Source organism: Solimonas marina (assembly GCF_012241385.1).
Lineage (GTDB): Bacteria > Pseudomonadota > Gammaproteobacteria > Nevskiales > Nevskiaceae > Solimonas > Solimonas marina.
On record NZ_JAAVXB010000007.1, the window covers coordinates 73653 to 97115 of the forward strand.

Annotated in this window: 23 protein-coding genes and 1 tRNA gene; 10 read left to right on the forward strand and 14 right to left on the reverse strand. The window is 66.5% G+C overall.

Features of this window, described 5'->3' with window-relative positions:
• The first annotated feature begins 90 nt into the window (after positions 1-90).
• From xseB to dxs, 3 genes are all read left to right on the forward strand, one after another.
• Positions 91-348: an exodeoxyribonuclease VII small subunit gene (gene xseB, locus G7Y82_RS13150; RefSeq protein ID WP_168148590.1), complete on the forward strand. Its 258-nt coding sequence runs from the start codon at positions 91-93 to the stop codon at positions 346-348.
• The gene (locus G7Y82_RS13155; RefSeq protein ID WP_168148591.1) at positions 345-1238 is read left to right on the forward strand and encodes a polyprenyl synthetase family protein; all 894 of its coding nucleotides are present in this window, start codon (positions 345-347) and stop codon (positions 1236-1238) included. The genes xseB and G7Y82_RS13155 overlap by 4 nt, the downstream gene beginning before the upstream one ends.
• A 90-nt stretch (positions 1239-1328) precedes the next feature.
• Positions 1329-3209: a 1-deoxy-D-xylulose-5-phosphate synthase gene (gene dxs / locus G7Y82_RS13160; protein WP_168148592.1), complete on the forward strand. Its 1881-nt coding sequence runs from the start codon at positions 1329-1331 to the stop codon at positions 3207-3209.
• A gap of 39 nt (positions 3210-3248) precedes the next feature.
• Here dxs and G7Y82_RS13165 read toward each other — a convergent pair whose 3' ends face one another.
• From G7Y82_RS13165 to G7Y82_RS13175, 3 genes are all read right to left on the reverse strand, one after another.
• Complete coding sequence (locus G7Y82_RS13165) at positions 3249-4145, reverse strand: hypothetical protein (protein ID WP_168148593.1); 897 nt, start codon at positions 4143-4145, stop codon at positions 3249-3251.
• A gap of 301 nt (positions 4146-4446) precedes the next feature.
• On the reverse strand, positions 4447-5847 hold the full coding sequence (gene cysG / locus G7Y82_RS13170) for a siroheme synthase CysG (protein WP_168148594.1): 1401 nt from the start codon (positions 5845-5847) through the stop codon (positions 4447-4449).
• Between the two features lie 24 nt (positions 5848-5871).
• On the reverse strand, positions 5872-6693 hold the full coding sequence (locus G7Y82_RS13175) for a sulfite exporter TauE/SafE family protein (RefSeq protein WP_366515662.1): 822 nt from the start codon (positions 6691-6693) through the stop codon (positions 5872-5874).
• A 61-nt stretch (positions 6694-6754) separates the two neighbouring features.
• Here G7Y82_RS13175 and cysB point away from each other — a divergent pair, with 61 nt between their 5' ends.
• From cysB to G7Y82_RS13200, 5 genes are all read left to right on the forward strand, one after another.
• Complete coding sequence (cysB, locus tag G7Y82_RS13180; protein WP_168148595.1) at positions 6755-7738, forward strand: HTH-type transcriptional regulator CysB; 984 nt, start codon at positions 6755-6757, stop codon at positions 7736-7738.
• 100 nt (positions 7739-7838) lie between these two features.
• Complete coding sequence (locus G7Y82_RS13185) at positions 7839-9509, forward strand: nitrite/sulfite reductase (RefSeq protein WP_168148596.1); 1671 nt, start codon at positions 7839-7841, stop codon at positions 9507-9509.
• On the forward strand, positions 9506-10015 hold the full coding sequence (locus tag G7Y82_RS13190; RefSeq protein WP_168148597.1) for a DUF934 domain-containing protein: 510 nt from the start codon (positions 9506-9508) through the stop codon (positions 10013-10015). The genes G7Y82_RS13185 and G7Y82_RS13190 overlap by 4 nt, the downstream gene beginning before the upstream one ends.
• 143 nt (positions 10016-10158) lie before the next feature.
• Positions 10159-10899 carry a hypothetical protein gene (locus G7Y82_RS13195; RefSeq protein WP_168148598.1) on the forward strand — a complete coding sequence of 247 codons (741 nt, stop codon included), beginning with the start codon at positions 10159-10161 and terminating at the stop codon, positions 10897-10899.
• Between the two features lie 30 nt (positions 10900-10929).
• On the forward strand, positions 10930-11202 hold the full coding sequence (locus G7Y82_RS13200; RefSeq protein ID WP_168148599.1) for a hypothetical protein: 273 nt from the start codon (positions 10930-10932) through the stop codon (positions 11200-11202).
• Positions 11203-11350: 148 nt separating this feature from the next.
• On the opposite strand, the gene G7Y82_RS21735 is transcribed toward G7Y82_RS13200, so the two are convergent.
• From G7Y82_RS21735 to G7Y82_RS13215, 3 genes are all read right to left on the reverse strand, one after another.
• Complete coding sequence (locus G7Y82_RS21735) at positions 11351-12652, reverse strand: N-acetylmuramoyl-L-alanine amidase (RefSeq protein ID WP_168148600.1); 1302 nt, start codon at positions 12650-12652, stop codon at positions 11351-11353.
• A 102-nt stretch (positions 12653-12754) separates the two neighbouring features.
• The gene (tsaE, locus tag G7Y82_RS13210; RefSeq protein ID WP_206370682.1) at positions 12755-13249 is read right to left on the reverse strand and encodes a tRNA (adenosine(37)-N6)-threonylcarbamoyltransferase complex ATPase subunit type 1 TsaE; all 495 of its coding nucleotides are present in this window, start codon (positions 13247-13249) and stop codon (positions 12755-12757) included.
• Positions 13246-14733, reverse strand: coding sequence for an NAD(P)H-hydrate dehydratase (locus G7Y82_RS13215; RefSeq protein ID WP_168148601.1), 1488 nt, complete (start codon positions 14731-14733; stop codon positions 13246-13248). Before G7Y82_RS13215 ends, tsaE begins: the two co-directional genes overlap by 4 nt.
• 80 nt (positions 14734-14813) lie before the next feature.
• Here G7Y82_RS13215 and queG point away from each other — a divergent pair, with 80 nt between their 5' ends.
• Positions 14814-15881, forward strand: coding sequence for a tRNA epoxyqueuosine(34) reductase QueG (queG, locus tag G7Y82_RS13220; protein WP_168148602.1), 1068 nt, complete (start codon positions 14814-14816; stop codon positions 15879-15881).
• Between the two features lie 12 nt (positions 15882-15893).
• On the opposite strand, the gene pgi is transcribed toward queG, so the two are convergent.
• The 7 genes from pgi to pcnB all read right to left on the reverse strand — a co-directional run bounded on the left by pgi (position 15894) and on the right by pcnB (position 22625).
• Positions 15894-17534 carry a glucose-6-phosphate isomerase gene (gene pgi, locus G7Y82_RS13225; RefSeq protein WP_168148603.1) on the reverse strand — a complete coding sequence of 547 codons (1641 nt, stop codon included), beginning with the start codon at positions 17532-17534 and terminating at the stop codon, positions 15894-15896.
• A 68-nt stretch (positions 17535-17602) separates the two neighbouring features.
• Positions 17603-18223, reverse strand: coding sequence for a TIGR02466 family protein (locus tag G7Y82_RS13230; RefSeq protein WP_168148604.1), 621 nt, complete (start codon positions 18221-18223; stop codon positions 17603-17605).
• Between the two features lie 4 nt (positions 18224-18227).
• Positions 18228-18614 carry an aspartate 1-decarboxylase gene (panD, locus tag G7Y82_RS13235; RefSeq protein WP_168148605.1) on the reverse strand — a complete coding sequence of 129 codons (387 nt, stop codon included), beginning with the start codon at positions 18612-18614 and terminating at the stop codon, positions 18228-18230.
• 157 nt (positions 18615-18771) lie between these two features.
• Complete coding sequence (gene panC / locus G7Y82_RS13240; RefSeq protein ID WP_168148606.1) at positions 18772-19623, reverse strand: pantoate--beta-alanine ligase; 852 nt, start codon at positions 19621-19623, stop codon at positions 18772-18774.
• 14 nt (positions 19624-19637) lie between these two features.
• On the reverse strand, positions 19638-20573 hold the full coding sequence (gene panB / locus G7Y82_RS13245) for a 3-methyl-2-oxobutanoate hydroxymethyltransferase (RefSeq protein WP_168148607.1): 936 nt from the start codon (positions 20571-20573) through the stop codon (positions 19638-19640).
• A gap of 217 nt (positions 20574-20790) precedes the next feature.
• Entirely contained in the window at positions 20791-21276 is a 486-nt protein-coding gene (gene folK / locus G7Y82_RS13250) for a 2-amino-4-hydroxy-6-hydroxymethyldihydropteridine diphosphokinase (RefSeq protein ID WP_168148608.1), read from the reverse strand.
• Positions 21273-22625 carry a polynucleotide adenylyltransferase PcnB gene (pcnB, locus tag G7Y82_RS13255; protein WP_168148609.1) on the reverse strand — a complete coding sequence of 451 codons (1353 nt, stop codon included), beginning with the start codon at positions 22623-22625 and terminating at the stop codon, positions 21273-21275. The genes folK and pcnB overlap by 4 nt, the downstream gene beginning before the upstream one ends.
• A 52-nt stretch (positions 22626-22677) precedes the next feature.
• Here pcnB and G7Y82_RS13260 point away from each other — a divergent pair.
• Positions 22678-22753 (forward strand) — tRNA-Glu (locus G7Y82_RS13260).
• 63 nt (positions 22754-22816) lie between these two features.
• On the opposite strand, the gene G7Y82_RS13265 is transcribed toward G7Y82_RS13260, so the two are convergent.
• A complete protein-coding gene (locus G7Y82_RS13265) occupies positions 22817-23338 on the reverse strand; it encodes a DUF4405 domain-containing protein (RefSeq protein ID WP_168148610.1) in 522 nt (173 codons plus the stop codon).
• Positions 23339-23463: the final 125 nt, after the last annotated feature.

Consider the following 23463-nt stretch of genomic DNA (forward strand, 5'->3'; position numbering starts at 1 on the left):
CGACCGCAACCAGTCGATGCAGGTCCCGCGCTGCGCGGTGCCGCGCCCTCGGCGGGCGTTTACAATATCGCCCCGTTCCGTATGCCTGCCATGCCCGCCAAGACCCCGCCCCAGGAATCCGCGCCCGACACCGTCGGCCAGTTCGAGGACGCGATGAAGGAGCTCGAAACGATCGTGCAGTCGCTTGAACGCGGCGAACTGCGCCTCGACGAGTCGCTGCGCCTCTTCGAGCGCGGTGTCGCCCTCGCCCGCCAGTGCCGCGGTTCGCTCGACAGCGCCGAGCTCAAGGTTCACGAACTGCTGGCCAGTGCCGGCGACACGCGCGACGGCGAGGATCCGGCGGCGTGAGCGCGCCGTTCGCGGAGCGACTCGCCCCCTACCGTCAGCGTCTCGACGACAGTTTCGCGCGCTGGCTGCCGACCGCACAGACCTATCCGGCGCGCCTGCACGAGGCGATGCGCTACGCCAGCGACGGCGGCAAGCGCCTGCGACCGCTGCTGGTCTACGCCGCGGGCGAGGTATTGGGCCTGCCGGCCCGCGCGCTCGACGCGGCGGCCTGTGCGATCGAGATGATCCACGTCTATTCGCTGGTTCATGACGATCTGCCGGCCATGGACGACGACGCGCTGCGGCGCGGTCGGCCGACGACGCATGTAGCGTATGACGAAGCGACCGCGATCCTGGTCGGCGACGCCCTGCAGACCCAGGCGTTCCATGTGATCGCCGCCGATGACGCGTCCGGCATCGACGCCGCGCAGCGCCTGCGCATGATCGCGGTGCTGGCCGAAGCGGCCGGCTCGCGCGGCATGGTCGGCGGCCAGGCCGTCGATCTCGAGTCCGAGGGACGGACGCTGAGCCTGGCCGAACTCGAAGCCCTGCACGTGCACAAGACCGGCGCGATGATCCGTGCCTGCCTGCAACTGGCGACACTGGCCGCCGGCGAGCGGCCGCCGGCGCAGGTCGAGGCGCTCGACCACTACGGAAAATGCATCGGTCTGGCGTTTCAGATCCAGGACGACATTCTCGACATCGAGTCCAGCTCGGCGGCGCTCGGCAAGACCGCCGGCAAGGACGAAGCACACCTGAAATCGACCTATCCGTCGGTGATGGGCCTGCCCGCCGCCAAGGTGCGCGCCGCCGAACTGTTCGAATCGGCACGCGAATCGCTTGCGATTTTCAGTGACGCTGCGGAACCCTTGCTGTGGCTGTCGCGCCATATCGAAGGTCGTGATCGCTGAGCGACAGTCCGGCCATGCACTGGTTCGGGGCGCCGTGTTTCCCGATAATCCCCGCTTTGATCCTGAGGGTGCCACGGGCACCGGAGTCTCATGACTGACATCCCCGGTTACGCCCTGCTCGGGCGTATCCAGACGCCGGACGATCTGCGCAAGCTGCCAGCCGATGAACTGCCAGCGCTTGCGGTCGAGATGCGGCGCTACCTGATCGAGACCCTCGGCCGCATCGGTGGCCATTTCGCCGCCAATCTCGGCACCGTCGAGCTATCGCTGGCGCTGCACGTCTGTTTCGACACGCCGTACGACCGCGTCGTCTGGGACGTCGGCCATCAGGCCTATCCGCACAAGATCCTGACCGGCCGGCGTGAACGTCTCGAGACGATCCGCAAACTCGGCGGCCTGGCGCCGTTCTGCCATCGCGCCGAAAGCGAATACGACACCTTCGGCGTCGGCCACTCGTCGACGTCGATCTCCGCCGCCGCCGGCATGGCCGCTGGTGCGCGCCTCAAGGGCGAGCCGCGTCGCGTGGTCGCCGTCATCGGCGACGGCGGCATGACCGCCGGCATGGCGTTCGAAGGCCTCAATCACGCCGGCCACCTCGGCCTCGACATGCTCGTCATCTACAACGACAACGACATGTCGATTTCCGAGAACGTCGGCGCCCTGCGCGACCACTCGGCGCGACTGATGCAGAAGCTCGGCCTGACCGCGCCGCATCACGCGCGCGCGCCGCAGGCCGCACATAACGAGGCGCACCTCGAGCACCCCGGCGCACTATTCGAGACCTTCGGCTTCACGTATTCGGGGCCCGTCGACGGCCACGACCTGCCGTCGCTGACCGCAACGCTGGAACGCCTGCGCAACGCCAAGGGCCCGCAGCTGCTGCACGTGGTGACGACCAAGGGCAAAGGCTTCGAGCCGGCCGAGGCCGACCCGATCAAGTATCACGGCATCACCCAGTTCGACCCGGTGACCGGCGCGTTCCCGGCCAAGAAGGCCGCCGCCGCGCCGACCTACACCCAGGTGTTCGGCGACTGGCTGTGCCAGGCCGCGGCCGCTGATCCGCTGGTGGTCGGCATCACGCCGGCGATGCGCGAGGGCTCGGGTCTGGTCGAGTTCTCGAAGCGCTTTCCTGACCGCTATTTCGACGTCGGCATCGCCGAGCAACACGCGGTGACGCTGGCCGCCGGCCTGGCCTGCGAAGAACTGAAACCGGTCTGCGCGATCTACTCGACCTTCCTGCAGCGCGGCTACGACCAGTTGATCCACGACGTCGCAATCCAGAATCTGCCGGTGGTGTTCGCGATCGACCGCGGCGGCCTGGTCGGCGCCGACGGCGCCACGCATCACGGCGCCTTCGACCTGTCGTATCTGCGCTGCATTCCGAACATGGTGGTGATGGCACCGTCCGACGAAAACGAGTGCCGGCGCATGCTGAGCACCGGCGTGGCGCTGAACCAGCCCAGCGCGGTGCGCTATCCGCGCGGCAACGGCACCGGCGTGGCGCTCGACGCCGAGCCCAAGCCTCTGGCCGTCGGCAAGGGCCGCATCGTTCGTGAAGCGCACGGTCGCCGCCGGCCGCGCGTGGCGATCCTCGCGTTCGGCGCGATGGTGCAACCGGCGCTTGAAGCGGCCGAGATTCTCGACGCCGTGGTCGCCGACATGCGCTTCGTCAAACCGCTGGATGCCGAACTGATCCTCGAACTGGCGAACGAAAACGATCTGCTCGTCACGCTCGAAGACAATGCCCGCCTCGGCGGTGCCGGCTCCGGCGTCAACGAAGTGCTGGTCGCCCAGCATCACACGGTGCCGGTACTCAACCTCGGTCTGCCCGACCATTTCATCGAGCACGGCACGCGCGAGGAATTGCTGGCGCAGATCGGCCTCGACACCGCCGGCATTCTGCGCGCGATTCAGAAGCGCCTGCGCTCGCGCGATCTCGACGACGCCAAGCGCGCGACCGGTAGCACCTGACCCGCATGCATCGCGACGGCGCGCAGGGCGCCGTCGTCTTCAGTGCTGAGGGTCGGGATTGGCTGCGCGCAGACGCTGCAACAAGCGGTCGCGCCACCGTGGCGCATCGACCGGCACCGGAGCCGGCGCGCGTTGCGAGAGACCCAGCCCACAGGCGTCACAGGCCTGCAGGAAGATCGCCACGGCCTCCGGCTCGACGTGCGCAAACTCGGCGCCCTGCTGCAAGGTCGCGTGCTGACGGGTGTAGAACGCCGCCAGCCGCATCAGCTCCGGTGTCGTTCGCCATTCGCCGAAATGCGGCCAGGATTCGAGGTGATATTCCACGCCAGCCTTCCGCCAGCCGCGTGCCGGATCCGCCGGCGCTTGCAGCGACAAGGCCCAGATCAGGCGCGGCAGCGCATAGGCGTGCATGGTGCGGCTCAGCGCCTGCGGCGCGTCGACCCGACGCCACGGCAAGGCCGGCGGCAAATCAAGAAAGGCCTGTACGAGGCCGTCGAAATTGAGCACGTTCGCCAGCAATTCCTGATCGTCAGGCAGGACCAGCACCGAGACATCGTCGTGCGCGATCAGCGTCGGCACCGCGAGCCGACGCAGGCGCAGGACCGGCCCCTGCGCTCGCAGCCGCGCGGCGTGCGCCGACAGCAGCAGCGCCTCGGCCTCATCGAGCAGCGTCAGCAACGATGACAGCCGTAGCGGCCAATCGAGGAGCTGCGCGCGCAATTCATCGCCTGCCGCATCGCGGATACGCGCCAGCGCGCGACCATCGGCCTGTCGTTGCGGATGTTCGATGGTCAGCGCCGCAGCCTCGCCAGGCGCGGCGAAAGCCCAGTTGACGCGGGTCCGCCGCTGCAGCGTCCGCAGTTGCTGTCCCAGCAGATGGCGCTCCTCGGCACTGAATCCGTGGACGGCAACGCGCAACTCGGTGATCGGGGTCATGCAAATCGCTGCAGGCAGATGAAGGCACCGCGCATCGTCGCTCCGCATGAGGCGGGGCCGTCGATACGCCGTACGCTCCGGACATGGCGCGCAGCGCTCGCTGCACGCGCTAAAGGCCGCCTCGATCCTGAGGCTGCTGCGATCCGTGCAGAACGTCCAATAATCCTGAAGGCTCGGCGTTCGGTGCCCGCACACGGGCCAACGCCTCACAGGGCAAACCTTACAGGAAACTAAAGGTTATGTAAGCAATACCCTACAAAGATGACGCCGAATTTATGGGGCCGTCGTGCACGGCTCCGGCTCATTCGGTGGTATGCGCGCCGCTGAACCAGGCCAGCTTCTCGCGCAGCTTCACGACCTCGCCGACCATCAGCAGGCTCGGCCCCTTCACATCAAGCGCCTGCACCCGATCCGCCAGATCGCCGAGCGTACCGGTCACCACCCGCTGGCGTGGCGACGTGCCTTCCTCGACGACCGCCGCTGGCCAGTCCGGTGGCAGGCCGTGCGCAAGCAGCTGCGCACAGATTTGCGCGAGCGTCTGCAGGCCCATGTAAAACACCACGGTCTGACCGCGACGCGCGAGCTGATCCCAGTGCAGTTCGAGCACACCGTCCTTGCGCGCGTGACCGGTGACGAAGATGCACGATTGCGCGTAGTCACGGTGGGTCAGCGGAATACCGGCGTAGGCCGCGCAGCCGGCCGCAGCGGTGACGCCCGGCACGACCTGGAACGCGACGCCATGTGCCATCAGCGTTTCGATTTCCTCGCCACCGCGGCCGAAGATGAACGGATCGCCGCCCTTGAGGCGCAGCACCCTGCGCCCGGCCTGGGCCTGACGCACCAGTTCGAGATTGATCTGATCCTGGGGCACGGTGTGCTGGTTGCGCGCCTTGCCGACGAAGATGCGCTCGGCGTCGCGGCGCACCAGCTCCATCACACCGGGCGAGACCAGACGGTCGTAGAGCACCACGTCACATTGCTGCATCAGGCGCAGCGCGCGAAACGTCAGCAGGTCCGGATCGCCCGGCCCGGCACCGACCAGATAGACCTCGCCAGCGGCCGGCGTCTGCGCGATCAGCTCGTTGATCGTCCGTTCGGCCGCCGCTTCGTCGCCGCGCAGCACGGCCTCGGCACCGCCTCCGTCGAGGAAGGCCTCCCAGACACGCCGCGGCGATGCGGCGCCGCCCGCTTTGACGGCGGCGCGCATGCGATGCATGAAGCGCGCAAGGCCGCCGTAGGCGGCCGGCAACATCGTCTCGATGCGCTCACGCAGACGTCGCGCCAGCACCGGCGCGGCGCCGCCCGACGAAACCGCCACCATCAGCGGGCTGCGATCAACGATGGCCGGCACAATGAAGGTGCTCAAGGCCGGATCGTCGACGACATTGACCGGGATGTTGGCCGCCGCCGCCGCCGCCGCAACGCGAGCATTGAGTTCACGATCGTCGGTGGCGGCGACGATCAGACGCTGTCGGCGCAGCTGCTGCGAATCGAACGCCGTCGCCAATTGCTCAGCCGCGCCGTCGGCCACCGCTGCCTGCACGTCGCCGTGCAGCGCCGCTGCGACGATCTGCACACGCGCACCGGCACGGCGCAGCAACAGCAGCTTGCGCGCAGCCACCTCACCGCCACCGACCAGCAGCACCGGCTGATCCTGCAGCTGTAAAAAAACAGGGAAATACGGCCAGTTCGACTCGTCCATGGCGCCTTTTCGCACGATTCGCGCTCAGTGCGCGAGTGCCCAGGCCTTGGCCGCCATCGTCACACCGATGAAAACCAGAAAGCCCGCGACCGCGCGCTTGAGCAACAACGGCGACATGCGAAACCCAAGCCGCGTGCCCAGCCAGATGCCCGGCAGCGCTCCCACCAGCAACAAGCCGAGCATACGGTAGTCGACCGCGCCAATCCCGGCGTGTCCCAGACCGGCGATGCCGGTAATCAGCACCGCGTGCGCGAGATCCGAGCCCACCAGTTTGACTGGCTCGTGACGCGGATACAGCAGCAGCAGAATCATCATGCCGATGACGCCGGCACCGACCGACGAGATCGTCACCAGCGTGCCGATCAACACTCCGGCAAGCAGTGTCAGCGGCCGCTGCAAGCGCTGCAGCGCGTCGTCGCCGACCGCGACGCCGTGACGGCCCATCCAGCGCCGGATCGGCTCCTGCAACAGCGTGAACGACGCGGTGACGATGATCGCTGCAGCCAAAACGCCCTGGATCAGGTGATCGAGCGACGGCCCGGGCCGCAGATGGTGCAGCACCAGCAGCGTGACGGCGGTGGCTGGCAGGCTGCCGGCCGACAACCACATCACGATCTTCCAGTCGACGCTGCCGTTGCGGCCGTGTAGCGCAACGCCGAAAGCCTTGCTCAGGCTCGCATAGAGCAGGTCGGTACCGACCGCGATCGTCGGCTTGATCCCGCAGAACAGGATCAGGATCGGTGTCATCAACGAACCACCGCCGACACCGGTGGCGCCCACTGCCGAGCCGACGATCAGACCGGCGAGGATAAGTCCCAGTTCTTGCATGTTCTTTTTGCGCGTCACGCCCTTGGAAGCCGGGGCGCAACGCCTATACTGTTATTACGGTTTCGAATAAGGACGAGCCATGAAGCTTCGTCAATTGCATTACATCCATGAGGTCGCACGGCGCGGCCTCAACGTCACCGCGGCGTCCGAAGCGCTGTTTACATCGCAGCCCGGCGTCAGCAAGCAGATCCGCCTGCTCGAAGAGGAGCTCGGCGTCGACATCTTCGTGCGCAACGGCAAGCACCTGTCGGAAATCACCCCGGCCGGTCAGCGCATCCTCGAGTACACGCAGCGGCTGATCGGCGAGATCGACAACATCAAGCGCGTCGCCGACGAGTTTCACGACGCCGACCGTGGCGAGCTGGCGATCGCCACCACGCACACCCAGGCGCGCTACGCGCTGCCGGCGGTCGTGCAGCCGTTTCGCCAGCGCTACCCCAAGGTCAGCCTGCACCTGCATCAGGGCTCGCCGCCGCAGATCGCGAAAATGGCGTCCGAAGGCCAGGCCGATTTCGCGATCGCCACCGAAGCCATGCACCTGTTCGAAAACCTGGTGATGCTGCCGTGCTACCACTGGAACCGCGCGGTGCTGGTGCCGCCCGACCATCCGCTGGCGGCGACGTCGCGGCTGACGCTGCAGGACATCGCCGCGCACCCGATCATTACCTACACCTTCGGCTTCACCGGCCGCTCCAAGCTCGATCAGGCATTCATCGCCATCGGCCTGCGCCCGGACGTGGTGCTGACCGCGGTCGACGCCGACGTCATCAAGACCTATGTGCGGCTCGGCCTGGGCATCGGCATCGTCGCGTCGATGGCCTATGACGCGCAGGCCGACCGCGACCTCGTCGCCCTGCCGGTCGATCACTTGTTCGAGGACAGCGTCACGCATATCGGCTTTCGTCGCAGCTTGTTCCTGCGCGGCTTCATGTATGAATTCCTGCAATTGTTCGCCCCGCACCTGACACGCGAGGTGGTCGATGAAATGGTCGCGATCGGCGATGCCGAACAGCGTCGCAAACGGGCGCTAGCGTTGATCAGCGAGCTGCCGCCCGCAAAATAACGATTCGGTCTTTACTTAGAACCGTCACAAAAACACGCGGGGGACGCTTCATCACCGGGGGAAAACCCCTGATAATGAGCGACCCGCGCTTTTGATTGCCATGTACACATACGATTCCTACGACCAGCAGCTCGTCGACGAACGCGTCGCGCAGTTCCGCGACCAGACGCAGCGCTATCTCGCCGGCAAGATTCCGGAAGACGAGTTCAAGGCACTGCGCCTGCGCAACGGCCTCTACGTCCAGCGCTTTGCGCCAATGCTGCGCATCGCGATTCCGTACGGCCTGCTCGCTGCGCGCCAGCTGCGCATGCTGGCGCACATCGCCCGCGAGTACGACAAGGGCTTCGGCCACTTCACGACGCGCCAGAACCTGCAGTTCAACTGGCCGCAGCTCGAGCGCGTGCCGGACATCCTCGCCGATCTGGCCAGCGTGCAGATGCACGCGATCCAGACGTCCGGCAACTGTATTCGCAACATCACCTCGGACCATCTCGCCGGCGCCGCGCGCGACGAACTCGTCGACCCGCGTCCGTACTGCGAGCTGACCCGGCAGTGGGCGACCTTCCATCCGGAGTTCAACTGGCTGCCGCGCAAGTTCAAGATCGCCTTCTCGGCGACCACCTCCGACCGCGCTGCGACCAAGGTGCATGACATCGGGGTGCACATCGTGCGCAACGAAAGCGGCGAGCTGGGCTACGCCATCTACGTCGGCGGCGGCCTCGGCCGCATGCCGATGATCGCGCACCGCATTCGCGACTTTTTGCCGGAACTCGATCTGCTGTCGTATCTGGAAGCGGTGCTGCGCGTCTACAACCGTCTCGGTCGCCGCGACAACATCCACCGTGCGCGCATCAAGGTCTTGGTCAAGGAAACCGGCCCGGCCAAGTTCGCCGAAATGGTCGAGGCCGAATGGGCGCTGATCCGCGACAGCGAACTGCGCCTGCATCGCGAAGACATCGACTTCATCAAGTCGCGCTTCGACGAGCACGCCTACGACGCAGCGGCCGCGGCCGACACCGGCTTCGAGCAGCGTGTCACCGAAGATCCAGCGTTCGCCGCCTTCGTGCGTCGCAACGTGTTGGCGCACCGCGTCGACGGCTACAAGGTCGTGTTCGTGTCGCTGAAACCGCCGGCCGGCGTGCCGGGCGACGCCTCCGCCGAACAGATGGACGTGCTCGCCGATCTGGCCGAGCGCTACAGCTTCGGCGAAGCGCGCGTCACGCACGATCAGAACATCGTGCTCGCCGAGGTCAAACAAGGCGACGTCTACGCCGTCTGGCAGACCCTGCGCGAACACGAACTGGCGACACCGAACATCGGTCTGCTGACCGACATGATCTGCTGCCCGGGCCTCGACTACTGCTCACTGGCCAATGCCGGCTCGATCGGCGTGTCACAGGACATCAACGACCGCTTCGATTCGCTCGACCATCAGTACGACATCGGCGACATCAAGATCAAAATGTCGGGCTGCATGAATGGCTGCGGCCATCACACCGTCGGCCACATCGGCATCCTCGGCGTCGACAAGCACGGCGAGGAGTGGTACCAGGTCACGCTCGGCGGTTCGGCCGGCGACGACGCCAGCCTCGGCGACCGCACCGGCCCGGCGATCAGCCGCGCCGACATCGCCGAAGCCGTCGAACGCATCATCGACGTTTATATGGAACAGCGTCACTCGGAAGACGAAAGCTTCCTGCAGTGCTACCGGCGCGTCGGCATGCCACCGTTCAAGGCGCGCATCTATGCCAACGAAGCGGTGGCCGCATGAGCGCACTGATCATCGACGGCCGCGTCGCGGCCGATGCTTACGTCGAACTCGCCGACGATCAGACGCCAGCCGGCACGCCATGCATCGTGCCGCTGGCACGCTGGCTCGAACAACGCGAAGCGTTGCAGGCCAGCGGCGCACCGATCGCGGTGCGACTGCCGAACACGGCCGAAGTCGGCACGATCTGGCCCCTGCTCGAGGATCGGCCGATGATCGAGCTGGACTTCCCGACCTTCGCCGACGGCCGCGCCTACAGCCAGGCGCGCGTACTGCGCGACCGCTACGACTACAAGGGCGAGATTCGCGCACGGGGTGGCGCTGTGGTGCGTGATCAGCTGCACAACATGCTGCGCAGCGGCATCAATGCTTTCGCCTTGCGTGACGATCAGGACGTCGACACCTGCCTGACGGCGCTGTCCGACTTCGATCTCGCCTACCAGCCGGCAGCCGATCGCAGCGACATGCCCATCGTCGGTCGCCTGCGGCGACGCCACGCCGCGGTCTGAGGATCCAGCGTCAGCCCCGGTTCAAGATTGGCTGCGCAGACTCGCGCAGCGACGACGTTCATCTAAGCTTCGGGCGTCGTCAGCAACCACCAGAGGGGATCAGTATGAAAAACAGATACAAGGCAGCTCTCGCGATGGGAGTCATGACGCTCGCGAGCACGCCTGCCTGGGCCCAGAGCAACACCGCGGCCAGCGTCTCGGCCAGCGATATGAAGGGCTTTGCGGCACCTGCCCTGCAGGCGCCGGTCGCCTTCGGTGCGCGCTGGGGCACGTTCGGTGCTGGCTTTTACGGCCAAAGCTGCGACTGCAATCAGGACAATGCCGACGGCTCACTCGGCGTTGCCTTCGGCCTCGGCGATCCGGACAAGTATGCGGCACTGGAAGTGTCGGTCGCCTCGTCTTCGCTGTTTGGTGATACCGGCAGCGGTGACAGCTTCGGCGAATCCGGCTCGGTCGGCCTGAAGCTGCACACCAACATGCCGGGCTATGCCTCGTTCGCCATCGGCGTCAACGGCACCGGACGCTGGGGTAGCGATCAGTTCAAGAATGCCAATCGCGCCAGCGTCTACGCGGTGGCGACCAAGATGGTGCCGGTCGGCCAGTACGCGGCGATCCTCAACATCGGCATGGGCAATGAGCTTTACAACGAACCGGGCAAGGACAAGCCGGGCGTATTCGGTTCGGCGGCGTTCTACTTCACGCAACAGATCTCGGTGCTGGCTGAATACACCGGCCGCTTCACCAACGCGGCGCTGTCGGTTGCACCGCTGCGCTCGTTCCCGTTGACGGTCACGCTAGGCGCGACCAATCTTGGGGAACGCTACGGCCAGAACGTCGAGTTCGCCGGCTCGGTCGGCGTTGGCTTCGCCTTCAATACGCTTTAAACGATTCGCTCGCGAATCAAGGAGTAAAGCATGAACAAGTGGATGATCCGTATGAGTGCCGCCACCCTCGCCGTCGCACTGGCGGCGCCGGCGTTCGCGCAGTCCTCTGGCACCGGTGCAACGTCGGGCAGCAGCGGCACCAGCGGCAGCGCCGGCCTCGGCATCGACTACGCGGCGTTGGTTGCCGCCGGTGGCACCGGCAACCCGGGCGTCGGCACGCCGGGGCCGAACCAAGGGCAAACCCTGGGCGGTCCGATCGCCGGGCTGCAGAAGCAGTTCTCCAAGCCTTACGGCCAGCGCTGAACGGCATAGCCTCCAGCAAAAAGCCCCGGCCATGCCGGGGCTTTTTTTGTGCCGCCAATCGCGACAAATCGTGCCGGGATCATCGTTATCTGGCGTGAACACGGCTCGGAAATTCCGCGGTGCGCACACCCAACCACCCGCCGCTGATCTAGCGCTGCAGATTGGCTTCCTGCAGGCCGCCGCGCTTCGCCGCGCTGACCTTGGTCATGTGCGGCTGCGCCTCGACCAGCTGTTGCGGCGGTGACTGCGGCTGTTTTGGACGGTAGGCGTGAAAGTAACCTTCGATGCCCTTGAGGATGCCGCCCGCCAGCTTGGATTGATAAGCGCCGGTGCCCAGCAGCTTTTCCTCGTGCGGATTGGTAATGAATGCGGTCTCGACCAGCACCGACGGAATATCCGGCGCCTTGAGCACGACGAATGCCGCCTGCTGCACGTCGTGGCGCTGCAGCGTATTGATCTTGCCCATCGAATGCAGGATGCGTGAGCCAACATCGAAGCTCGCCTCCATCGTCGCGCTCTGAGACAGGTCGATCAACGTCGCCGCCAAGTCATCGTCCTTGTCGTGCAGATCGACGCCGCCCACGAAGTCGGCCGCGTTTTCCTTGTTGGCCAGCCAGCGTGCCTGCTCGGAGCTGACGCCGCGATTGCTCAACACGTAGACGGCGGTACCGCGCTCGGAGCTGCGCGTGAACGCGTTGCAATGAATCGAAATGAACATGTCCGCCTGCTGCTTGCGCGCGATCTCGACGCGCTGCCGCAGACCGACGTAGTAGTCACCGTCACGCGTCAGCACCGCACGCATGTTCGGCTGCGTATTGATCATCAGCGCCAGCTTGCGCGCGATGGCCAGTGTCACGTCCTTTTCCTTGAGGCCGGACGGACCATGCGCACCCGGATCCTCACCACCATGACCGGCATCGATGGCGATGATCACCGGCTTGTCCTGTAACGCACCGGTGCCCGGCACGGTATCGCCGACTTCCAGCGCCGCCCCCTTGGACGCGCTGGTCGCCGGCGCGACCGGAGTCGGCGCCGGCGCGGCGGCAGCTGGCGGCGGCGTGGTGACCTGGCCCTTGGGCGTCAGATCGACGACCACGCGGTCGCCGTACTCGTGATTCGGCGCCAGGGCAAACGAATTGACACTGACCTGCTGGGCGACGTCGAGCACCACGCGCACACCATCGCCGCGCACGCCGCCGCGCACGCCGCGCACGACGCCCTTGGCTTCGGTGTGATCGGCCACTTTGACGCCGCTGGCGTCGATACCGTCGAGGTCGATGACGACGCGATTGGGGTTGCTCAGCGTGAAGACATGCGAGGCGGACGCCGCGCTGACATCGAGCACCACGCGCGTCGATGCCGGCGAATCCCAGACGCGCACGTCACGCAACTCGGCCGCATGGGCGAGCGTCGTGGCGACGAGCAGACCGAGACCTATCCCCCAGCGCATGGAGCGATTCCCTGAGAATTTGGACCCGAAGCTAACCCAATCTCGATGTCAATGCAAATTTATGCCTTACAAACAGCTGGATAGGAGGCATTTTTAATGTCATTACTTGGACGCGATACGAACGGCTGCCCCCATCTCGGCACGCAGGGATGACAGGTCGGCCCCGGCCCTGCCCTGCGCCCGCAAGATGCGCCCGGCGCCTTCAGCCTGCAGCGTGATCCGCAGGTCGGCCGGCGGCAGATAGCCGTCGCCATGTTCAGGCCACTCGACCAGCCACCAGCACTGCGTCAGCGGGTAATCGCGCAAACCCAGGCCTTCGATCTCGTCCGCATCGCGCAAGCGGTAGAGATCGAGATGCAGCACCGTGCGGCCACCCACGGTGTACGGCTCGATCAAGGTATAGCTCGGGCTGCGGATCGGCCCACTGACGCCCAGCGCCCGCAACAGGCCGCGCGCCAGTGTCGTCTTGCCGGCGCCGAGGTCACCGCACAGATAAATCAGACCACCGGAGCCGCGCTGCATCCAGACACTGAGCGCGGCACCGGCGCGCTCGGTCGCCGCAGCATCGGCGAGCTCGCATTCACACATCGTGTTCATCGTGACTCCGGATTGACGACGGCGCGCAGCGCATCGATCAGATCGCTCGGCAACAAGCCGCGCTCGCCGTCGCGCGCGGCGCGATCGCCGGCCAGCGCATGGACCAGTACGCCGAGTTGCGCAGCGGTTTCGGCGTCGCGGCCAGCGCCACGCAGGGCGGCGACGATACCGGTCAGCGCATCCCCCATGCCGCCGACCGCCATGCCCGGATTGCCGTACGGACAGACCGCCGGCGGCTGTCCGCTGACGACCGTGCCGGCGCCCTTGAGCACGACCGCCGCGCCGTAGCGCGCCTGCAGCGCCTGGACGGCGGCGAGCCGATCGGCCTGCACCTCGCGCGTCGCCAGGCCCAGTAGACGTCCAGCCTCGCCCGGATGCGGCGTGATGATGGCGTCGTGCAGCGCCTGCGGCGTGGCGGCCAGCAGATTCAGCGCGTCGGCGTCCACGACCAGCGGCTTGTCGCTGGCGAGCGCTGCCGCGAACAGGCTGCGCGCCCAATCGTCGCTACCGAGCCCGGGGCCAATTGCGACGACATCAGCGCGCACCATCAGCGCCTGCAGCGCGTCCGGGGTCTCGCAGCGATGGCACATCAGCTCCGGCTGCGCGGCGGTCAACGCCACCGCGTGCTCGTCGCGCGTCGCGACGCTGACCAGTCCGGCCCCGGCATGCAGCGCCGCGCGACCGGCGATCAGGATCGCCCCCATCATGCTGTGATTGCCGCCGACCAGCAGCACGTGGCCGCTGTCGCCCTTGTGTGCGGTTCGCACGCGCGGCGGCAAGGCCCGCAGCAAGCTGTCGCGACCCTGCAGGCGCGCGATCGGCGCGATGCCGTCATAGGCCGCGGCCGGCACGTCGAGCGCATCGAAGTGGCGCTCACCGGCCCAGGCCGGACCGTCGCCGCTGTACAGCCCGAACTTGCGCGCGATGAAGCTGACGGTGGCATCGGCGCGCACGGCCAGCGCCGACGGCGTCACGCCGCGGCTGGCATCCAGGCCCGACGGCACGTCGACCGCCAGCACTTGCGCGCCAGCGTCGCGCGCGGCGTTGATGGCCTGCACCGCGCGCAGACCCGCATGATCGAGTGGCCGACTCAAGCCGGTACCGAATAGTGCATCGACGATCAGGTCGACCGCCGGCAGGGGACCGTCGAGCACCTCGATCGCACCGCCGTCGGCAAGCCAGGCCGTTCGAGCGCGCGCGGCATCGCCGGCGCCGGGCGCCGCGCCATCGGCATAGACACGCACACTGCAGCCGTCGGCACGCGCCAGCCGCGCGATCTCATAGCCATCGCCGCCGTTGTTGCCGACGCCGCAGACTACGACGATCTTCAGCGCGTCCGGCCAGCGACGGCGCGCGTAAGCCCAGCACGCGCGCGCCGCGGCCTGCATCAGCGCATAGCCCGACCGGCCATGGTCGACGATCGCGCGGCGGTCGATGTCGCGCACCTGCGCTGCCGTATAGAGATTGCGGTCGCGTTCGTTCATCGGCGGCAGTATAAGAAGCCGCTTGCCGAACTTCTGCATAGAATCGGCGGTTTTCCGCCCGCCACGCGACGCAGCACCCGATGTCTACGCCCCTCGATCCCGCACAGCTTGCGCAGCAGATTCCGCACTGGGCCCGCAGCCTCGGGTTTGCCGACGCGGCCGTTGCGCATCTGCGCCTCGACGACGACCTTGCGCACTTGCGGCGCTGGCTCGACGACGGGCTGCACGGCGGCATGGACTGGATGGCGCGCAATCTGGAGCTGCGCGCACGGCCGGCGGCGCTGCATCCGGGCACCGTCAGCGTCATCTGCGCACGACTCGACTACCGTCACGACGCGGTCGCCGCCGAGTCCATCCTCGCCGACGGCGCGCGCGCCTATATCTCGCGCTACGCGCTCGGCCGCGACTATCACAAGCTGATGCGCGCGCGCCTCGCCAAGCTCGCCGAGCGCATCGCAGCGGCGATCGGCCCGCACGGCTATCGCGTGTTCAGCGACAGCGCGCCGGCCCTGGAGAAGGCGCTGGCGCGCAACGCCGGACTCGGCTGGATCGGCAAGAACACCCTGCTGCTGCGCCGCGATGCCGGCTCGTGGTTCTTCCTCGGCGAGATCTTCACCGACCTGGCGCTGCCGGAAAGCGAAGCGCCTGCCACGGCGAATCTGTGCGGCAGTTGCACGGCCTGCCTCGATGTCTGTCCGACGCAGGCGATCATCGCGCCGTACCGGCTCGACGCGCGACGCTGCATCTCGTATCTGACGATCGAGCATCACGGCAGCATTCCGGTCGAATTGCGCGCGGCGATCGGCAACCGCATCTTCGGCTGCGATGACTGTCAGCTGGTCTGCCCGTGGAATCGTTACGCCAAACCGACCGTCGAGGCCGACTTTGTGCCACGCCACGGCCTCGACGCAGCGGCGCTGGTCGACCTGTTTGCGTGGGACGAGGCGCAGTGGCGCGCACGCACTGAAGGCATGGCCTTGCGTCGCAGCGGCTATTCGCGCTGGCTGCGCAATCTCGCCGTTGCGCTGGGCAATGCGCCTCGTTCAGAGGCCGTGCGCGACGCACTGCTCGCGCGCCGCGACGACGCCGACGAGCTGGTTCGCGAGCACGTCGCCTGGGCACTGACGCGCCAGAGCGGCGACGCCTGATCCGGGCCTGCGCTAACGCGCGTAGAACTGCACCTTGCGCATCAACTCGTCGGTCGACGGGTCAAGCGAAACCTCGGTCTCGGATTCGAGCAGGCGCTTGGTCAACTGCTTGCCGAACTCGACGCCCCACTGGTCGAAGGCGTTGATGCCCCACAGCACGCTCTCGACGAAGGTGCGGTGCTCGTAAAGCGCCAGCAAGGCGCCGAGATGGAAGGCGTCGATGCGCGGGATCAGCAGCATGTTGCTGGGCCGGTTGCCGGGGAACACGCGGTGCGGAATCGCCGCTTCGAGGGCATCACCCTCCAGCCCCTTGGCCTGCAACTCCTCGCGCACTTCGTCGGCGGTCTTGCCGCGCATCAGCGCCGACGCCTGGGCAAAGCAGTTGGCGGTCAGCTTGCGGTGCATGTCGCGGAACGGATGATCGGCGAACACCGGCAGGATGAAGTCGACCGCATGCACCGCCGGTCCCTGATGCAACATCTGGAAATACGCGTGCTGGGCGTTGCTGCCGACATTGCCCCATAGCACTGGCGTCGTCTGGAAATCGACCGGCAGGCCGTCGCGCGTCACGCCCTTGCCGTTGGACTCCATCTCCAGCTGCTGCGCCCAGTCCGAGAACAGCGACAGGCGCTGCGCGTACGGCGCCATCACATGGCTGGCGCAGCCGAGGAAGTTGTGGTTCCAGACGGCCAGCAGGCCGAGCAGCACCGGCAGATTGTGTTCGAGCGGCGTGCGTCGGAAGTGCGTGTCCATCGCATGCGCGCCGCGCAGCAGGGCGTCGAAGCGGCGCGGCCCGAGTGCGACCATCGCCGTCAGACCGACGGCGCTCCACAAAGAATATCGGCCGCCGACCCAGTCCCAGAAGCCGAACATATTGTCCGGCGCGATGCCGAACGCCGACACCGCTTCCTCGTTGGTCGAGACCGCGACGAAGTGCTGGGCGGTCGCCTCGATATCGAGCGATGAGATCAGCCAGGCGCGCGCATGCAGCGCATTGGCCAGCGTCTCCTGCGTCGCGAAGGTCTTGCTGACGACGACGAACAACGTCGTCTCCGGGCGCAGACGCGACAGGGTCTGGTGCAGTTCAGCGCCGTCGACATTGGCGACGAAGTGCGGGCGCGGCCCATCGATGGCCGGCGACAACGCACTACATACCAGGCGTGGCCCGAGGTCGGAGCCGCCAATGCCGATGTTGACGATGTCGGTAATACGCTTGCCGGTCGCCCCGCGCCACTCACCATCGCGAACACGTTCTGCAAAAGCGGCCATGCGCTCACGCACGTCCTGCACCTCGTCACCGACGCGACGACCGGCATCCCGAAAATCGGCGACGCGCGGCGCGCGCAGCGCCATGTGCAGCGCCGCGCGGTTCTCGGTGTTGTTGACGTGCTCGCCGCCGAAAAGGCGCGTACGCCACGCATCGAGTCCTTGCTGGCGCGCGAACGAAAACAGCAGATCCAACGTCTCGTGGTTGGCGCGCTGCTTGGAGTAGTCGAGATAGATGCCGACGTCTTCGCAGACGTAGTGTTGCGCGCGCTGCGGGTCAGCTGCGAACAGGTCCGCAATACGGACATCGGCAAACCGCGCAGCATGCGCGCTCAGCGCACGCCAGGCAGGGGTCGCACTGGGCGACTTGGGGATCGGTGCATTCATGAACCCCCAAGACTAGCCGTTCGCCTGCTTCTCGGAAATACCCCCGCCCCCGAGCTTGCGTCCGAAACTCAGGTCCAGTGGTAGTTGAAGCTGATGCTGACGCGCTCGGTCTCGACCGGGCTGGCCGGCACCTCGTGGCGCAGCCAGCTCTCGAACAGAATCACGTGACCGGCCTTGGCCGGATAGATGATGTGCGCCTGGGTCGACGCCGGCGCGCGCGCGCGTCGAGGCGGCGCCGCCATCAATCGCGACAGACGCGGGTCTTCGAACTTCAGACCGCTGCAGCCGGCCGGCGTCTGCACGTAATAGGTACCACTGACCACCGCCTGCGGATGCAGATGGAAACTGTGCGCACAGCCGCGCGGCATGATGTTGATCCAGCAGTCGGTCATTTGCAGACGGCCGCCGCGCAGATCCCAGTGCTGGGCACGCGCGTAGGTCTTGACATGCTCGTCAATGCGTTCGCGCAGTAGATCGAAGGTCGACGAGAAAAGATGCAGCCGGTCGAGCGAGCCGTAGCTGGTATAGCCGAGCGGATAGTTCGGTGCCGACCATTGCCGGCCGGCCTCGTCGTGCTCGCGGATGCGCAGGCATTCGTCGAGCAGCTCAGCATTGAGCGCCCGCAGGCCGCGGGCCTGCAGGCGTTCGTTATGAATCAGCGTGGGAAACCACGCCTGAAGCGACTTCACGCGATCAGGCGCTCAGCGCCTGGACCGGAATCGTGTTGGCGGTACGCAGGACGCGATTCTGCTCGTCGAGGTAGACCAGGCGCGGCTTGTAGACACGCGCCGCAGCGGCGTCCATCGACGAGAAGGCGCAGATGATCACGCGATCACCGACACCCGCCTTGTGCGCCGCCGCGCCGTTCACCGAAATGATGCCCGAGCCCGGCTCGGCGGTGATGGCGTACGTGGTGAAGCGCTGGCCGTTGGTGATGTTGTAAATCTGGATCTGCTCGAACTCGAGAATGCCGGCCAGTTCGAGGAGCTTCGAATCAATGGCGCAGGAGCCGTCGTAATCGAGTTCGGCGTGGGTCACACAAGCACGATGCAGCTTGCATTTCAGCATGTGCAATTGCATGGAGATGCCTCTTGGAATTTCTCGAATCGGGCGCGGCCCACTAAGACATACGCGCGTCGACTCTCAGGTCGTATAAGGCGGGTGGCCCACTAAGACATACACCCGGTGCCCGGAACCCTCCGGGAAAGATTGCAGTTTAGCCGATTTCAGCAGCCGATCAAAGCGCTGTCGACACTGCAATATTGTCGATCAGCCGCGTTTTTCCGAGAAATGCCGCCAAAAGGATTCTAAATTCGCTGTCATCGATTGCCGGTTCCGACAAGTCGGGGCGACGCACGACCAGATACTGCGGCGCAAAACCCCGATCGCGCAAGCGCTCGATCTGTGCGTCGCACAAGGCCGTGTAATCGCGGCGCCCGCCGCGCAGGCCATCGGCGACGGCCTGCAGCGCCGCGTAGGCCTGCAGCGCCCGCGTGCGCTCGTCGCCCGCCAGATACTGGTTGCGCGACGACATCGCCAGGCCGCCGTCCTCGCGTTCGGTCGGCACACCGGCGATTTCGATCGGCATATGCAGATCGCCGACCATTTGCCGAATCACCAGCAGCTGCTGGTAATCCTTCTCGCCGAACAGCGCAACGTCCGGCATCACGATGTTGAGCAGCAGGCTGACCACCGTTGCCACCCCGTCGAAATGGCCGGGCCGGCATTCGCCTTCCAGAACATCGGCGTAGCGCGGCACGCTGACGACCGTGAAGCCGTCGCGGCCATGCGGATACATCTCGGCGACGCTCGGTGCGAACAACAGATCGCAGCCGGCGCCGGCCAGCTTCTCGGCATCGTCCGCCAGCGTGCGCGGATACCGGTCAAAGTCCTCGTTCGGCCCGAACTGCAGCGGATTGACGAAAACGCTGGCGACCACGCGCTGCGCCCGCGCCCGCCCGGCTTCGACCAGACGCAAGTGACCGCGGTGCAGATTGCCCATGGTCGGCGTCAGCGCGATGCGATCGCCGGCGGCGCGCCACTGCGCGAGCTGCGCGCGCAGCTCGGCGATCGTATGAATCGTCTTCATCTTGCGGGTCCGCGCTACTTCTTCTTGGCTGGCTTCTTGGCTGGATTCTTGACCGGCTGCTGGCGTCGTGCCGGCGCAACGCCCGGCAGCGCCGTCTTCGGCGCAGCGGCGACGGCCTTGTTCGCCACGGCGTCGGCGAAGCAATGCTCGGGCGCCGGATAAGCGCCGGATTTCACCTCGTCGACGTAGGCACGGATCGCCGCTTCGATATCCGGCGCGCCGGCCATGTAGTTCTTCACGAAGCGTGGCTTGTGGCCGATCGTCACCATCGGCGAAATATTGAGGATGTCCTGCAGCACCAGGATCTGGCCGTCGGTCTCGGCGCCGGCACCGATGCCGATCACCGGCACCGGCGATTGCTCGGTGATGCGTCGCCCCAGCGACGCCGGCACGCACTCGACGAGCAGCAGGTCGGCGCCGGCATCGGCCAGGACCCTGGCGTCGTGCAACATCGCCTCGGCCGCTTCGTCCTCGCGCCCCTGCACCTTGAAGTTGCCGAGTTTGTGCACGAACTGCGGCTGCAGACCGAGATGCGCGCAAACCGGCACGCCGCGCGTCGCCAGGTACTCGACGATGCTGGCCTGCTCGCGGCCGCCTTCGAGCTTGACCATCTTCGCGCCACCCTCCTGCATCAGGCGCTGCGACGAATCGAGCGCGCGCTCCAGCGTCGCGTACGACAGGAACGGCAGGTCGGCAACCAGAAAGGCGCGCTTGAGAAACGGCGCCACGCAGCGGCTGTGATAGACGATGTGATCGACCGTCACCGGCGTGGTCGTGGTCCCGCCCTGCATGACCATGCCCAGCGAATCACCGATGAGGACCAGATCGACGCCGGCACGATCTTCGAGCAATGCAAAGCTCGCGTCATAGCAGGTCAGGCTGGCGATTTTCTCGCCGGCGGCACGCATGCGGCGCAGCTCGGCGACGTTGACCGATTTCAAGATATCCATGAAGAACTCCCGGAAAAGACCGCGACGGTCGGCCATGGCAATGGCGGCTCGGGATGCACGCGCGGGTCTTTCGATAGGGAAACGCCGGCGGCCCACCAAGACATACGCGCGACGTTTACAACGGCAGATCGAACGGGTGGCCCACTAAGGCAGACACCCACGGGCAGGCGAACGGCCTGCTCAGGTGCGGCGCAGTGTAGCCGTTCCGGCGTGACGGTCAACCACGGGCCGACCAAGCCCAGAGTCCGTCGCGGCCGATCGCGCGGGCACGCTCGGCAACCGCGCCAATTCCTGGCACGACCAGGTCCGGGGCGATGTCGGCCAACGGCACCAGCACGAAATTGCGCTCGGCGATGCCGGGGTGCGGCAGGCGCAGCCGCTCATCGTCGGAGCGCTCGCCCTCGACGTGCAGCAGATCCAGGTCGAGGGTGCGCGGCCCCCATTTGCGGTCGCGGACGCGGCCGGCATCGCGCTCGATCCCGAGCAGCGCCGGCATCAGCTCGGCCGGCGCCAGCTCCGTGTCGAGGCAGCAGACCGCGTTGCAGAAATCGGGCTGATCACCCGGCCCCATCGGCACGCTGCGGTAGAACGGCGACACCATGACGATGCGGCCCAGCCCGGCCAGGCGTTCCAGCGCCCAGCGCAGCCGAGCGGCAGGATCTTCGAGATTGCCGCCGAGGCCGATGTAGGCGCGGCGCGTCACGCGCCCGGCGGCGACGGCTGATCTCCGCCAGGACGACGCCGACCACGACCGCCTCGGCGGCGGCGGCGCTTGCGCGGCGCGCCGGGCTCGGCCTCGTCGGGCCGCGTCGGCTTCAGCGGCGGCAGCCCCTCGCCCTGCTGGGCTTCGGTCCACCAATCGGCCAGTTCCTGCGCCACCTCGCCACTGTGCGCGCGCAGCAGCAGGAAGTCATAGGCGGCGCGGAAACGCGGGTGCGTCAGCAGGCGCTGCGCGCGGCCACCGCGGCGCATCTCGAAGCGCGGCTGCAGCGCCCAGATCTCGCGCATCGGCACCGAGAAGCGCTTGGGAATCATGATGTACTTCAGCGCCTGCGCCAGCACCTCGTCGGACGCCTGGGCGATGGCGACGTTGATCTGCGCATCGTCTCCATCGCACAACTTGACGATCCGACGCGCGACCGCGGGCCACAGCAACGCGGCGTACAAAAAGGCCGGGCTGACCGTCTGCTCGGCGGCAATGCGCTCGGCGGTGTTGCCCAAAGCCCGCTCGACGAAGGCATGCATCTGCGGGTTGTCGAAGGCCGCGTCGGTATGCGGCAACAGCTGCGCCAAGAGGCCGTATTCACGCAGGCCGTGCAGGTTGGCCACCGCGTCGCGGCATTGCAGCAGCTTGACCACCTCGTCGAACAGGCGCGCCGGCGGAATCTCGCGCAACAGCGGCGCCAGCTTGCGCAACGGCGCGGCGGTACCCTTCTCGATGCGGAAACGCAGTTTGTTGGCGATGCGCACTGCGCGCAGCATGCGCACCGGGTCTTCGCGATAGCGCAGCTCCGGATCACCGATCAGGCGGATCACGCCGGCCTTGATGTCCTCCAGCCCGCCGGCAAAATCGACGATCGAGAAGTCGCGGATGTCGTAATACATCGCGTTGACCGTGAAGTCGCGACGAAACGCGTCGGTCTCGACCGTACCGTACTCATTGTCGGACAAAATGCGGCCGGTCTCGTCACGTTCGTGACTGTCGGTAATCGGCCCGCGGAAGGTCGTGACCTCGCTGATCTCGTCGCCGAAGCGCACGTGTGCGATCAGGAAGCGGCGCCCGACCAGCCGGCACGAGCGGAAAATCCGCCGGACCTCCTCGGGTCGCGCGTTCGTCGCGATGTCGAAATCCTTGGGCTCCATGCCGGCCAGCAGGTCGCGTACGCCCCCGCCAACGACATAGGCCTCGAAGCCCGCATCCTTCAGGCCGTAGAGCACCTTCAGCGTGCCGCTCGGAAACTGCGAGCGCGAGATCGGATGCTCGGCGCGCGGCACCCGTTTAATGACGGGTATTTTTCTGTTGCGCGGAAACAGAGTCTTGAGCCAATTCATGGGCCGCGTATAATACGCGGCCTCTTGTGCCACCAAAAGCACGAGTGATAAAGCTCCTATCGTCTAGAGGCCTAGGACGGAGCCCTCTCAAGGCTTAAACCCCGGTTCGAATCCGGGTAGGAGCGCCAAACAAGCAAGGCACCCGGCGTCGCGCCGGGTGCCTTTTTTGTTGTTTTTGCGCTGTATCGGGCTCAACGCGGCGGGCGGTCGCCGCCCTTGGGCATCACCTCGCCGAGCACCGCCATCGGCTCCTTGCCGGCGGTCGAGGCCACCGACGCCAGCGTCATGTCGGCCGAATCGACGCTGTAGCCGCGATCGCGCAAGGTCGCCAGCAGCGCGTCCGGCGTCGTCTTCAGCACCGGCGCCAGCGCCGACAGCGGCGCCTGCGTCAGCAGGCCTGCGGCCCGAAAAGCGGGATTGCCGCCACGCTTGCCGCCACCATTTCCGGACGACATCGCGAACGGCACCGCCACCACCACCGACAGCAGCAACGGAATCAGCAGCGTGCGACGGCGCAGGTAGCCGACCAGTGAATTCCAGTTCTTCCAGACGTGGAATGCGAACGGCAGCAGCAGCACCATGCTCAGCCATTCGTGCATCGAGTGGAACCAGCCGCCCTGCCAATGGAAGAACAGTGCGACGCCGGAAATGGTGGAGACGGCAAACAAGCCGGTCGTCAGCGGCGTCGCATAGCGATGGATGAACGATTTCAAGGTCAGTGATCCTGGCAAAAGTCGAGATTCAGCCGACGACGGCCAGCAGCCGGGCACCGAACAGAGCCCCCAAGCCGTCGTGCGGCCCGCATTCTAAGCAGGCTTTTCGTAACGAAACGTCAGGG